The following is a 13,460-nucleotide window of genomic DNA, read 5'->3' on the forward strand; positions in this document are numbered from 1 at the left end:
GCCGCGCGGCCCCGGAATGACGAGTTGATATTGCTGCACGACGCGCGAATGCGCGTCACCCCCGCAGCGCCATCAGCACCTCGTCCGGCCGCTCGACCATCATCGAATGCCCGGCGCCGCGCAGCACCACCGTGCGGGCCTTCGGCAATGCCGCCGCCAAAACCTTGCCGTGTTTCAGCGGCGTCATCATGTCGCGCTCGCCGAGGATCAGCGTCACCGGCACGTTGACCTTGGCCGCGGCCTGCAGCGCGTCGTGATAATTGTTGCAGGCCGACAGATCGGCGAACAGCACGCCGGGCTTGTTGTTTTCAAGTACCCGCAGCGCGCCGCCATGCATCCACAGTCCAGGCGCCAGGTTTCCGCCGAGTTCGGCGGCGTGGCCCAGTCCCCAGATCGTCATCATGTCGATGGCGTCGTGGCTGTCGGCCTCGGCGGCCTTCAGCAGATCAGGGCCGACCGCCATTGCGCTGGTGGTGCCGATCAGCGCCAGTGCTGAGACCCGCGCGGGGTGCCGCGCCGCGGTTTCCAGCGCGATCAGCGAGCCCATCGAGTGGCCGATCAGTTCGGCAGTGGTCGCATCGGCGGCCGCGATCAAGGCCGCGGTCCAATCCGCCATTTCGCCGATGCTGGTGAGCGGCGCGCCGCCGCTGCGGCCGTGGCCGGGCAGGTCGGGCGCCAACACCGCAAAGCCGTGATGCGCGAACCAGCGGCTGTGCAGCGCCCATACCGAATGATCGAAGCCGGCGCCATGCAGCAGCACCACGGCGGGCAGCGCCGCATCGAACGGCGCGCCGCCGGTCGCAATGAAGGTGTCGATGCCGTTGACCGAGATCTGCATCGCTCAGCCTTTCTGCGAGGCGCGCAGCGCCTGGCCAAGGTCGTCGGTGATGTCCTGTGCCGACTCCAGCCCGACCGACAGCCGAACTAACTCCTCGCCGACGCCGGCGGCGGCAAGCTGCTCCGCACTCATCTGCTGATGCGTGGTCGAGGCCGGATGGATCACCAGCGTCTTGGCGTCGCCGACATTGGCAAGATGGCTGGTCAGCCGCAGCGCCTCGATGAATTTCTTGCCGGCGGCGCGGCCGCCCTTGATGCCGAACGAGACGATCGAACCGGCGCCTTTCGGCAGCAGCTGCTTCGCCAATGCGTGGTCCGGGTGATTCTCCAGCGACGGATGCAGCAGCCACTCCACCGCCTTGTGCGTGGCCAAGAACGCGATCACCGCCGCGGTGTTGGCGATGTGGCGATCCATCCGCAGTCCCAGCGTTTCGACGCCTTGCAGCAGTTGAAAGGCGTTGGTTGGCGACAGGCACGCGCCGAAGTCGCGCAGCCCTTCCATCCGTGCCCGCATGATGAAGGCGGGCGGGCCGAATTGTTCGTCGAAGACGATGTCGTGATAGCCGGCATAGGGCTCGGTCAGCGTCGGGAATTTGCCGGAGCCGCGCCAGTCGAAGCGGCCGCCGTCGACGATCACGCCGCCGATCGCGATGCCGTGGCCGCCGATCCATTTGGTGGCGGAGTTCATCACGATGTCGGCGCCGTGCTCGATCGGCCTGCATAAATACGGCGTGGCGAAGGTGTTGTCGATCAACAGCGGAATCTTCGCAGCGTGCGCAATCGCCGCGACCTTGGGGATGTCCAAGACTTCGAGCCCGGGATTGCCGATGGTTTCGCCGATCACCAGACGCGTGTTGGGTTGGATTGCTGCTGCAATGCCGTCGAGATCGCGCGGCTTCACGAAGCTTGTCGTGATGCCGAACCGCGGCAGCGTGTGGGTGAGCAGATTGATGGTGCCGCCATAGAGCGATGATGACGCGACGATGTGATCGCCGGCGCTGAGCAGCGTGGCGATGGCGAGATGCAGCGCCGCCATGCCGCTCGCGGTGCAGACCGCGCCGACGCCGGCTTCGAGTGCTGCGAGCCGTTCTTCAAGGACCGCGGTCGTTGGGTTTGATATGCGCGTGTAGATGTGGCCGGGGCGTTCCAGATTGAATAAGGCCGCGGCGTGATCGGCGTCCTGAAACACGTAGGAGGTGGTTTGATAGATCGGCACTGCGCGCGATCCGGTGAGCGGATCGGGCTGTTGGCCGGCGTGCAGGCTGAGGGTTTCGAAACCGGGTGGTTTGGGTGCGGGCATCGGCAAATTCCACTGCGAAAAACGTTGCGGCAAACTTGAGGCAGGCGTTTACGCCGGCTGCTCGGCCAATCCGACCGCCCACAGCGCGAACGCGTAGACGATCGCCACCTCGTCGAGCCGGTTGAATCGCCCCGAGGCGCCGCCATGGCCGGCACCCATGTTGGTGCGCAGCAGCACCGGGCCGCCGCCGGTCATGGTGGCGCGCAATCGCGCGATCCATTTCGCCGGCTCCCAATAGGTGACGCGCGGATCGCTCAATCCGCCCATCGCCAGAATTGCCGGATAGGTCTTCGCCGCGACGTTGTCGTAGGGCGAGTAGGACAGAATCGTCTTGAAGTCGGCTTCGCTCTCGATCGGGTTGCCCCACTCCGGCCATTCCGGCGGCGTCAGCGGCAAGGTGTCGTCGAGCATAGTGTTGAGCACGTCAACAAAGGGGACCTCGGCGACGATGCCGGCGAACAATTCGCCGGCGCGGTTGGCGACCGCGCCCATCAGCATGCCGCCGGCGCTGCCGCCGTGGCCGACGATGCGCTTCTCGCTCGTGTAGTTCGCCGCGATCAGCGCGCGGGCCGAGGCGGCGAAGTCATCGAACGAGTTGGTCTTCTTCTCGCGCTTGCCGTCGAGATACCAGCCCCAGCCCTTGTCGGCGCCGCCGCGGATATGCGCGATGGCATAGACGAAGCCGCGATCGACCAGCGACAGCCGGTTGGCGGAGAACGACGCCGGCATTTCCATGCCGTAGGAGCCGTAGCCGTAGAGCAATAGCGGCGCCGTGCCGTCGCGCTTCAAATTCTTGGCGTGCAAGATCGACACCGGCACTGCGGCGCCGTCAGGCGCCGTCGCGATGATCCGGGTGGTGACGTAGTCGGCCGGGTTGTGGCCGGAGGGGATTTCCTCGCGCTTGCGCAACAGCCGCGCGCGCGTCGTCATGTCGTAGTCGTAGACCTCCGACGGCGTGGTCATCGACGAATAGGAAATCCGCAGACTGGTCGTGTCGAATTCGTAGGAGCCCAGCGTGCCCAGCGAATACGCCGCTTCGTCGAAGCCGATGGCGTGCTCCTCGCCGCTTGTAAGATCGCGGATCACGATCGAAGGCAGCGCGTTCGCGCGTTCCAGCCGCACCAGATGCCCGGCGAACAGATCGAAATCGTCGACATAGACCCCGGCGCGATGCGGGATCAGGTCGCGCCAGTTGCCGCGCGCGGGCGCCGCCAGCGGCGCGGTGACGATCTTGAAGTCGAGCGCGTCATCCGCATTGGTGAGGATGAACAGCTGATCGCCGCGGTCGGCGATCGAATATTGCACGCCCTCTGTGCGCGCCGCCACCAGCCGCGGCGTGGCGGCGGCATCGGACAAGTCGATCAGCCATTGTTCGGAGGTCTCGTGGTCGCCGCCGGCGATCACGCAGAACCGCCCCGACGCGCTTTCGTGGATGTGGGTGAACCAGCCGAAATCCTTTTCCTCGTAGACCAGCACGTCGTCGGCCTGCGGCGTGCCGAGCCGATGCCGCCAGACCTGCATCGGGCGATGGTTGTCGTCGAGCTTGACGTAGAAGAAGGCTTGCGAATCCGCCGCCCACACCACGCCGCCGTCGGTCTGCTCGATCACGTCGATCGCGGAATCTTCGCCGCTTGCGATGTCGCGGACGCGGAGGGTGAAGTATTCCGAGCCCTTGGTGTCGGCCGCCCAGGCGCTGCGGGTGTGATCGTTGGAGTGCCGCACCTGGTTGAGCCGGAAGTAATCGTGGCCGGCGGCGAGCTGATCGCCGTCGAGGATGGTCACGACCTCGCCGCCGTCGCGCGGCGTCCGGCAATACATCGGGTGCTGGCCGCCTTCGCGAAACTTGCGGAAATAGGCGTAGGCGCCATCCGGCGACGGCACGCTGGAATCGTCTTCCTTGATCCGGGCGCGCATCTCGGCGACCAGCGTCTTCTGCAACGCGCCGGTGTGGCCGAGCAGGCTCTCGGTATAGGCGTTCTCGGCCTCGAGATAGCTGCGGATGTCGGGATCGAGCACTGTGGGGTCGCGCAACACCTCCTGCCAGTTCGGATCCTTCAGCCAGGCGTAATCGTCGGTCAGCGTGATGCCGTGGGTGGTGAAAGCGTGCGGGCGTCGCGGCGCCACCGGGGCGGCAAGCGGGGTCAATTGATCGCGACTCTGGGTCATCCGGTCTCTCTTGGCTGGTGGCGCGGGCAGGGCCACGACCTTATCGCCTCGCGACGGACGGGGATAGGTGCAGAGACGACGCGTGAAACACCAATTCCTGTTGCTCGGGCAGAGGCATATGCCACCACTGCGACATCGACGCAGATTAGCTCTGGCCAACGAGTTCTGCTATTCTGCACCGACAACGCGGCGCTTTTGCGCGCGAGGAGAATGCAATGCGACGACTGTTGACGATGCTGGCGGCGCTGGCGACCCTGAGCCTGACCAATTGCGGCTACAACACCATCCAGAGCAATGACCAGGAGGTCAAATCGACCTGGTCGGAGGTGGTCAACCAGTATCAGCGCCGCGCCGATCTGGTGCCCAATCTGGTCAATTCGGTGAAGGGGTTCGCGCAACAGGAAAAGGACGTGTTGCTCGGCGTCACCAACGCCCGCGCCAAGGTCGGCAGCATCCAGGCGACGCCGGAGGTCTTGAACGATCCCGCCGCGTTCCAGAAATTCCAGGCCGCGCAGGGCGAACTGTCCGGCGCACTGTCGCGGCTGTTGGTGGTGACCGAAAACTATCCGCAGCTGAAATCCGACGCGCTGTTTCGCGACCTGATGGCGCAGCTCGAGGGCACCGAAAACCGCATCACCGTGGCGCGCAACCGCTACATCAAGGCGGTGCAAGAGTACAACGTCACGGTGCGCTCGGTGCCGACCAACTTCACCGCGATGCTGTTCGGCTACAAGGAAAAGCCGAACTTCACCGTCGCCAACGAGAACGAAATCTCCACCGCCCCGAAGGTCGATTTCAATCCGCCGCCGGCGCCGGCGCCGGCACCCGCCCCAGTGCCGGCGAAGTAGCGTCGGACGACGCGGCGTGGCCGCGATGCGCGTGATCAAGAGCCTGCTTGTCATCGTGACGCTGTGCTTCGGCTTTGCCGCCGAAGCGCAGGTCGCGGTGCCGCCGCTGACCGGGCGGGTGGTCGATAAGACCGCCAGCTTAAGCAGCGAGGCGATCGCGCGGCTCGATCAGAAACTGCAAGCCTTCGAGGCGCGCAAGGGCAGCCAGATCGCGGTGCTGCTGGTGCCGACCACGCAGCCCGAGGCGATCGAGCAATATTCACTCCGCGTCGCTGAGGCCTGGAAGATCGGCCGCAAGAAGATCGACGACGGCGCCATCCTGCTGGTCGCCAAAAACGACCGCAAGCTGCGGATCGAGGTCGGCTATGGGCTGGAAGGCGCGCTCAACGACGTCACCGCCAAGCGCATCATCGACGAGATCATCACCCCGAAATTCAAGACCGGGGATTTCGCCGGCGGCGTCGAGGACGGCGTCGACAAGATCATCGGCGTGATCGACGGCGAGGCTTTGCCGGTGCCAAAGCCGCAACACGAATGGGGCGAGGGCGCCTTCAACCCGGAGGACCTGTTCAATCCGGTGTTGATCATCGCCGCCTTGGCGCTGAGCGGCATCACCCGCGCGCTGCTCGGCAGGCTCGGGGGCGCGCTGGCGACCGGCGGGCTGGTCGGCGTGATCGCCTGGATCGTGGCGGCGTCCTGGATCACCGCCGGGCTCGCGGCGTTGCTGTCCTTCGTATTCGCTCTGTTCAGCGACGCCCTCACGTCGGGCGGCGGCGGCTTTGGCGGTGGTCGCTCCGGCGGCGGCTGGTCCGGCGGTTCGTCGCGCGGATCGAGCGACAGCGGCTGGAGCGGCGGCGGCGGCAGCTTCGGCGGCGGCGGCGCCTCGGGGAGGTGGTGAGCATGGGCCTCAAGCGCATCGGCAAACATCTTTGGGCCAACCGCTCGCGGGTGCAGAAGGCATTCCCGCCGCAGACGCTCGACGCCATCGAACAGGCGATCCGGGCTTGCGAGGCGTCGCATGCCGGGCAGATTCGCTTCGTGGTCGAAGGCGCGCTCGACGGCGCGCCGCTGTTTCGCGACCAGCCGGCCCGCGAACGCGCGCTCGACGTGTTTTCGCAACTGCGGGTCTGGGACACCGACCGCAACAACGGCGTGCTGATCTACGTGTTGCTGGCCGACCGCGACGTCGAGATCATCGCCGACCGCGGCATCGACGCCAAAGTCGGCGCTGCGGAGTGGGAAGCGATCTGCCAGGCGATCGAAGCCGAGTTTCGCGACGGCCGCTTCGAACAGGGCGCCATCAACGGCATCAAGGCGATCGGCCGGCATCTGGCGCGGCATTTCCCGGGCGACGCCTCCGACGCCAACGAATTGCCCGACGGCCCGGTGGTGATCTAGCCACTTTGGCGCCAAATTTCGGCCAGCAATGCCCGCTATCGCGGAGCGGTCGATGTGGCTCGGAACAAATCCTAAAATTTCCGTAAGCCGCGGCGAATGTAACGATTTCGCAAGTATCAAAGTGACTAATCGGCCAACCTTAACCGGAGAATGCGTCGTGAGTGCAGAGCAGGGTGACAGCGTCGAAGCCAGCCATGGTGCGACCGCCGGCGGGGCCTCTCCAGCCGGGACCGACGTCGCCAAGCTGACGCCGCCCGGCGCGGCTTCGGATCAGCCGCATTCGGACCCGGCGCATGTCGAGGCGCCCAATCTCGCGCCCGAGCACAGCAACCAGCACAGCGGCCCGAACCAGCCGGCGAAAGACGCGCAGCATGCGGCAGGCTCGCCGCGCGCCGGCCAGATCACCATCATGTCGCCGGTGCGCGACTGGGACGATCGGATCGGCGGCGAACAGCGGTCTTCCACGGACGCGCCGCGTAGCGGACTGTTCGGCAAACGCCGCGCGACCGCACTGGCCGCCGTGGTCGCGATGGCGGCAATCGCCGGCGCGCTCGGCGGCGCATTGGCCACCGCGAGCCTCGGCCATTCGTCCGCGGACAGCACCGCGCTGACCAAGCAAACCCAGGCGCTGAATGACCAGATCGCGCGGCTCGATGCCGATTTGGCGGCGCTGAAGGGCAATGTCGATCATTCGAGCAAGCAGGCCGCGGCGCAAATCACGCAGCTCGGCAAGACCGGCGATAAGACCGGCGACCGCATCGACAAACTCGAAAAGGCGCAAGCCGACGCCGCGACCAGGCTCGCGAAAGTGAGCGAGACCGTCGACAAGCTGAAGACGCCCGCGCCTATGGCCGCAGCGGCGGCCGCGACGCAGGTTGCGGCGAAGGACGCCACCGGCTCGCTCGGCGCGGCGAGCGCCAACCTGACGGCGCCGAAGCCGGAAGTGGCGCGGCTGCCGACCGTTCCGGGCTGGGTGCTGCACGACGTCGCCAATGGCGCGGCAGTGATCGAAGGCCGCCAGGGCATGTTCGAGGTCTATGCCGGCGATCCGATTCCCGGTCTCGGCCGAGTCGACGCCATCCGCCGCCAGGACGGCCGCTGGGTGGTGGTGACCAGCCGCGGCTTGATCGTCGCGCGCTGAGACTTTCGAGCCGATTGATGCGGTTCAGGATTCCCGGGCCGTCATTCCGGGGCACGAGCAGCGAAGCTGCGAGTGAGCCCGGAATCCATAACCACCGCAGGGGCTATGGATTGCGGACTTGCTCATTCTTGCGAACTCGCAATCCGGAATGACAGCTGAATTCGGGTTGGATCAATCCCAACCGAAAATGCGATCGAGCCGCCTGCCACTCCTTGCGGCTCTCCGGCCCGCGAGGCGCGCGGCCTAACCGACGGCGCCCGACGCGCGCAGCAACGCGATCGCATCGTCGTCGAAACCGGCGCCGCGCAAAATCTCGTCGCTATGCTCACCGATCGTCGGCGGATGCCGCGGCCGCACCTTGTCGCTGCCCTCGACCCAGATCGGGCTGTTGACCGTAAGCAGCGTGTCGTTCTCGAACGGCACCAGCACGTCGTTGTCGAGCATCTGGCGGTCGGTCGGAATGTCGTCGAGGATGCCGACCACGCCGAACACCAGGCCGTTGCCGTCGAGAAGGCTGCGCCACTGCGCCAGATCCTGGGTGACGAAAACCGCGTCGAAGATCGCGATCAGTTCGACCGAACGGGCGTGGCGCTCGGCTCTGGTTGAAAAGCGCGGGTCGTCGATCAGATCCTCGCGGCCGAGGCTTTTCGCCAGCGCCGGCCACTGCTTGCCTTCGTTGAGCACCGACAGGATGATCCAGCGGCCGTCGCGGCAGCGATAATGATTGACCAGGGCGTTGAGCGCGCGCTCGCGCGGCCGCCGCTCCTCAAACGTCGCGCCGCACAGCTTGGCCTGCGCCATGACGCTCGACGCCCACATCCCGTTCGCCATCAGATTGGATTTGACGTGGGCGCCGCGGCCGGTGCGTTCGCGTCGATACAGCGCGGTGACGATGGCGCCATACAGCGCCATCGCGCAGGGGTGGTCGCCCATCCCGGCGATCGAGCGCGCCGGCGTGGTGTCGCCATCGGCGCGCACCAGATCCATCATCCCGGAGCGCGCCCACCAGGCATTGCTGTCGAAGCCGGGCTTATTGGCCTCCTCGCCGCGGTCGCCATAGCCGGTGAAGCAGGCATAGATCAGCCGATCGTTGAGCGGGCTGAGATCGGCGTAGCTGACGCCGAGCCGCTCGCGCACCAAAGGCGGAAAATTGGTGATGAAGACATCGGCCGCAGCGACCAGCCGGCGCAGCACCGCCTTGCCCTCGGGCTTGACGAGATCGAGCGCCAGGCTCTTCTTGTTGCGGGATTCCATCAGCCAGGCGTAGTTGTGCGGGCTTTTCGGAAAGCCCGGCAGGTTCGGCAGGTTGCGATAGGGATCGCCAGCGCCGGGCGGCTCGATCTTGATGACGTCGGCGCCGAAGTCCGACAGCACGGTGGCCGCCGCAGGCGCCGCGATGAAGCTCGCGCAGTCGAGCACCTTGAGGCCCTCGAAGATCCCGTTCATGCTTGCTCCCAATGTCTCGCAGCGTTGTCGCGCGTTATGTCAGCAATATTGACGCGAGTTGATGGCCGGATGCAACGAGACGTCGGCGCCACCTCGTTCGGCGCTTGAGGCACGCGACCGCTTCGCGGGCCGGAACCCGGCGCGGCCGCTCCGAAATTTATTTTCAAGAAATTCGCCCGACTGCGGAAACTTTTCGCGTCCCTGGCGTTGGTCAATGGCGTTGTTTGAGCAGCTTCGCACGGGGCGTCGCGCAAGTTTTTTTGTTCCGTGATCGTCTTTTTTGTTAGTTGCGAGCGCTGCGAGCGGCCCTGTGGATAATTCCCGTTGCGAGTTCGTCAATAAAATAGCGGGTTTATGCGACTGTCGTGAAGCCGTCTTGTGGTTTTCATTTTTCTCGCCGCGCTGCTTCGAAACGGTGTTGACAGTCCGGAGAGCCCCAGACTATAAACCGGCCACTGGACGCGGCGTTGTTTTGGCCCTGGCCGAAACGAACTAAACGCGCTTCTAGCTTCTCTCATTGAGATGAGTGAAAAGCAGCCGAGAGTTATCGGTTGCGCTTTGCCGTCGGATGAGAGTATACGACGCTCCCTTGGTTGGGAGTGACATTACTTCCTTAGCGGGAAGTTGGGGTTTGCGCCCTGGGCTGTTTGACAAGTTGAAATGAAGAAAGAGAAACGTGGACGGCGGAGTCCTTGCGGGTCTTGATCGGATAAGAGCTTCGGCTTTTTGAGGATTGGGACCGGACGAAAGACTTCGGCGGTACACGTTTACATAGGTTACACCATGTTGGTTTGGTGAGTTGATCCTTCGGGGTTTGCTGATCGGCCGACGTGACGGTCGCGATGTGAATCGTGATCGACATTATATGGTGGGACCTCGTCAAACGATGTGATCAGCCGGTTTAAAGTTTCAAGTCCAACTTGAGAGTTTGATCCTGGCTCAGAGCGAACGCTGGCGGCAGGCTTAACACATGCAAGTCGAACGGGCATAGCAATATGTCAGTGGCAGACGGGTGAGTAACGCGTGGGAACATACCTTTTGGTTCGGAACAACTGAGGGAAACTTCAGCTAATACCGGATAAGCCCTAACGGGGAAAGATTTATCGCCGAAAGATTGGCCCGCGTCTGATTAGCTAGTTGGTGAGGTAATGGCTCACCAAGGCGACGATCAGTAGCTGGTCTGAGAGGATGATCAGCCACATTGGGACTGAGACACGGCCCAAACTCCTACGGGAGGCAGCAGTGGGGAATATTGGACAATGGGCGCAAGCCTGATCCAGCCATGCCGCGTGAGTGATGAAGGCCCTAGGGTTGTAAAGCTCTTTTGTGCGGGAAGATAATGACGGTACCGCAAGAATAAGCCCCGGCTAACTTCGTGCCAGCAGCCGCGGTAATACGAAGGGGGCTAGCGTTGCTCGGAATCACTGGGCGTAAAGGGTGCGTAGGCGGGTTTTTAAGTCAGAGGTGAAATCCTGGAGCTCAACTCCAGAACTGCCTTTGATACTGAAAGTCTTGAGTACGGGAGAGGTGAGTGGAACTGCGAGTGTAGAGGTGAAATTCGTAGATATTCGCAAGAACACCAGTGGCGAAGGCGGCTCACTGGCCCGTTACTGACGCTGAGGCACGAAAGCGTGGGGAGCAAACAGGATTAGATACCCTGGTAGTCCACGCCGTAAACGATGAATGCCAGCCGTTAGTGGGTTTACTCACTAGTGGCGCAGCTAACGCTTTAAGCATTCCGCCTGGGGAGTACGGTCGCAAGATTAAAACTCAAAGGAATTGACGGGGGCCCGCACAAGCGGTGGAGCATGTGGTTTAATTCGACGCAACGCGCAGAACCTTACCAGCCCTTGACATGTCTAGGACCGGTCGCAGAGATGTGACCTTCTCTTCGGAGCCTAGAGCACAGGTGCTGCATGGCTGTCGTCAGCTCGTGTCGTGAGATGTTGGGTTAAGTCCCGCAACGAGCGCAACCCCCGTCTTTAGTTGCTACCATTTAGTTGAGCACTCTAAAGAGACTGCCGGTGATAAGCCGCGAGGAAGGTGGGGATGACGTCAAGTCCTCATGGCCCTTACGGGCTGGGCTACACACGTGCTACAATGGCGGTGACAATGGGATGCTAAAGGGCAACCTCTCGCAAATCTCAAAAAGCCGTCTCAGTTCGGATTGGGCTCTGCAACTCGAGCCCATGAAGTTGGAATCGCTAGTAATCGTGGATCAGCATGCCACGGTGAATACGTTCCCGGGCCTTGTACACACCGCCCGTCACACCATGGGAGTTGGTTTTACCTGAAGGTAGTGCGCTAACCCGCAAGGGAGGCAGCTAACCACGGTAGGGTCAGCGACTGGGGTGAAGTCGTAACAAGGTAGCCGTAGGGGAACCTGCGGCTGGATCACCTCCTTTCTAAGGATGGGTCTTCAACAGCTTGCTGTTATCGACCCTCTTTTGAAACATCAGTGGCCAACGGTTGGATCAATCGTTGAGCTGCATTGGCGGGATTTCGCCGTCTTCGTTTCTCTTTCTTCGCGGACGAACACGCGCCAGGCGTGGATTGTCTTGATGCGGCTTGCAGGCCTTGCTCGCGACCCAGCATCGACAGCCACGCTTTGAGCCCGAGCTCTCGTCGTTAGGGCTTGTAGCTCAGTTGGTTAGAGCGCGCGCTTGATAAGCGTGAGGTCGGAAGTTCAAGTCTTCCCAGGCCCACCAGCCTTCGCTGGCAAGTGCCAGCTTCGGCTCGGCAAGCCAGCCGAAAGGCGGGCCGGGGTTGCGCGAGCTTCATCTCGGCAAGCCACGCTTGATCCGACAGTGCTTGTGCCGACACTTCAGCAACATTCGTCTCTTCTGGTTTGGGGCCATAGCTCAGCTGGGAGAGCGCGTGCTTTGCAAGCATGAGGTCGTCGGTTCGATCCCGTCTGGCTCCACCACGCTTCGCGCGGCGCAGCCGGACGAAGCGTGCCGCGGCGTAGCTCCTCTTGGAGCGAAGCCGGGCAGCCGACGATCGAGGCCGAGAGCTTAAGGCAACCGTGTTCAACGACTCTGGAATGACCAGGGTCCATCCGCGACAACAACTTCGCTTGTTTGCGTCTTACGAGATGTGAACTGCGGGATATCTGACATCGTATAGAGGAGATCGATCCAGGTTTTGGATCTTGTGGAGCAATCCACGGGGTTCGAAATGCTATCTCCAGGATTTTGCAGTCGTGACCGTCGCAAGACGGTTTGCGGATGCTCAATCTTTGTTGGTGAAGCTTGACCGCCTCACCACTGGTTCGATCTTAAGAAGCAAGCTGGTCTTTCTAATCATGTCCAGCCGCATGTGGCCCTCATCGAGGGGGCAAGTTGGTAGCTTTCGAGCTACGAACACGGATGCGGTTACATTCTGCCGAGTGTGTGGACATTGATAATGAGAGCAATCAAGTGCCTTAAGGGTGTTCGGTGGATGCCTTGGCGCTGAGAGGCGATGAAGGACGTGCTACGCTGCGATAAGCCGTGGGGAGCTGCGAAGAAGCTTTGATCCACGGATTTCCGAATGGGGAAACCCACCTTCGATAGCCGGAACTCCAAGTCCTTGTGACTTGGGGCTCAAACAGAAATGGATGACTTCCAAGCCGTGAGGTTTTGGATTTCCGGTTATCAAGCGAAGGTATGAAGCTCCTGAATTCATAGGGGGTTTTAAGCGAACCCAGGGAACTGAAACATCTAAGTACCTGGAGGAAAGGACATCAACAGAGACTCCGTTAGTAGTGGCGAGCGAACGCGGACCAGGCCAGTGATACATCAAAGACAACCGGAACCTGTCAGGAAAGCAGGGCCTTAGAGGGTGATAGCCCCGTACGGGTAATGCGATGATGTATCCATGAGTAAGGCGGGACACGTGTAATCCTGTCTGAACGTGGGGGGACCACCCTCCAAGCCTAAGTACTCCTCAGCGACCGATAGTGAACCAGTACCGTGAGGGAAAGGTGAAAAGCACCCCGACGAGGGGAGTGAAATAGACCTGAAACCGGACACCTACAAACAGATGGAGCCCAAGATACGTTCTGGGTGACATCGTACCTTTTGTATTATGGGCCAGCGACTTAATTTAACGAGCAAGCTTAAGCCGATAGGTGTATGCGCAGCGAAAGCGAGTCTGAATAGGGCGTCAAGTTCGTTGTATTAGACCCGAAACCTAGTGATCTAGCCATGAGCAGGTTGAAGGTGAGGTAACACTCACTGGAGGACCGAACGGGTGTCTGTTGAAAAAGACTCCGATGACTTGTGGTTAGGGGTGAAAGGCCAATCAAACTGGGAAATAGCTGGTTCTCCGCGAAAGATATTTA

8 protein-coding genes, 2 tRNA genes and 2 rRNA genes (1 of these 12 running past the window's edge) are annotated in these 13,460 nt (G+C 62.3%); 8 read left to right on the forward strand and 4 right to left on the reverse strand.

Annotation, left to right across the window (positions count from 1 at the left end; translation table 11 throughout):
- Positions 1-55: 55 nt before the first annotated feature.
- Genes RPC_RS06680 through RPC_RS06690 form a run of 3 tightly spaced genes read right to left on the reverse strand, consistent with a single transcriptional unit; the run spans position 56 to position 4,303 of the window.
- The gene (locus RPC_RS06680) at positions 56-838 is read right to left on the reverse strand and encodes an alpha/beta fold hydrolase (protein ID WP_011471797.1); all 783 of its coding nucleotides are present in this window, start codon (positions 836-838) and stop codon (positions 56-58) included.
- Positions 839-841: 3 nt separating this feature from the next.
- On the reverse strand, positions 842-2,137 hold the full coding sequence (locus RPC_RS06685) for an O-acetylhomoserine aminocarboxypropyltransferase (protein ID WP_011471798.1): 1,296 nt from the start codon (positions 2,135-2,137) through the stop codon (positions 842-844).
- 48 nt (positions 2,138-2,185) lie between these two features.
- Positions 2,186-4,303, reverse strand: coding sequence for a S9 family peptidase (locus tag RPC_RS06690; protein WP_041801476.1), 2,118 nt, complete (start codon positions 4,301-4,303; stop codon positions 2,186-2,188).
- Between the two features lie 215 nt (positions 4,304-4,518).
- Between RPC_RS06690 and RPC_RS06695 the strand changes: the two genes are divergently transcribed.
- The 4 genes from RPC_RS06695 (at position 4,519) to RPC_RS06710 (ending at position 7,690) form a co-directional block, all read left to right on the forward strand.
- Complete coding sequence (locus RPC_RS06695) at positions 4,519-5,151, forward strand: LemA family protein (RefSeq protein ID WP_011471800.1); 633 nt, start codon at positions 4,519-4,521, stop codon at positions 5,149-5,151.
- A 25-nt stretch (positions 5,152-5,176) separates the two neighbouring features.
- On the forward strand, positions 5,177-6,049 hold the full coding sequence (locus tag RPC_RS06700; RefSeq protein WP_011471801.1) for a TPM domain-containing protein: 873 nt from the start codon (positions 5,177-5,179) through the stop codon (positions 6,047-6,049).
- A gap of 2 nt (positions 6,050-6,051) precedes the next feature.
- Positions 6,052-6,549, forward strand: a complete 498-nt coding sequence (locus RPC_RS06705) for a TPM domain-containing protein (protein WP_011471802.1) — start codon at positions 6,052-6,054, stop codon at positions 6,547-6,549.
- Positions 6,550-6,706: 157 nt separating this feature from the next.
- A complete protein-coding gene (locus RPC_RS06710) occupies positions 6,707-7,690 on the forward strand; it encodes a hypothetical protein (RefSeq protein ID WP_157043146.1) in 984 nt (327 codons plus the stop codon).
- Between the two features lie 243 nt (positions 7,691-7,933).
- On the opposite strand, the gene RPC_RS06715 is transcribed toward RPC_RS06710, so the two are convergent.
- Positions 7,934-9,136, reverse strand: a complete 1,203-nt coding sequence (locus RPC_RS06715) for a CaiB/BaiF CoA transferase family protein (RefSeq protein ID WP_011471804.1) — start codon at positions 9,134-9,136, stop codon at positions 7,934-7,936.
- 916 nt (positions 9,137-10,052) lie between these two features.
- Here RPC_RS06715 and RPC_RS06720 point away from each other — a divergent pair.
- The 4 genes from RPC_RS06720 to RPC_RS06735 form a co-directional block, all read left to right on the forward strand.
- Positions 10,053-11,541: ribosomal RNA gene (locus tag RPC_RS06720) — 16S ribosomal RNA — on the forward strand.
- 226 nt (positions 11,542-11,767) lie between these two features.
- Positions 11,768-11,844, forward strand: a tRNA-Ile gene (locus tag RPC_RS06725).
- A gap of 142 nt (positions 11,845-11,986) precedes the next feature.
- Positions 11,987-12,062: transfer RNA gene (locus RPC_RS06730), tRNA-Ala, on the forward strand.
- A gap of 487 nt (positions 12,063-12,549) precedes the next feature.
- A 23S ribosomal RNA gene (locus RPC_RS06735) occupies positions 12,550-13,460 on the forward strand; it runs 1,935 nt beyond the window's last position.
- The 16S and 23S rRNA genes sit together here with 2 tRNA genes alongside, the layout of an rRNA operon.

Source organism: Rhodopseudomonas palustris BisB18 (assembly GCF_000013745.1).
Taxonomy (GTDB): Bacteria; Pseudomonadota; Alphaproteobacteria; order Rhizobiales; family Xanthobacteraceae; genus Rhodopseudomonas_A; species Rhodopseudomonas_A palustris_F.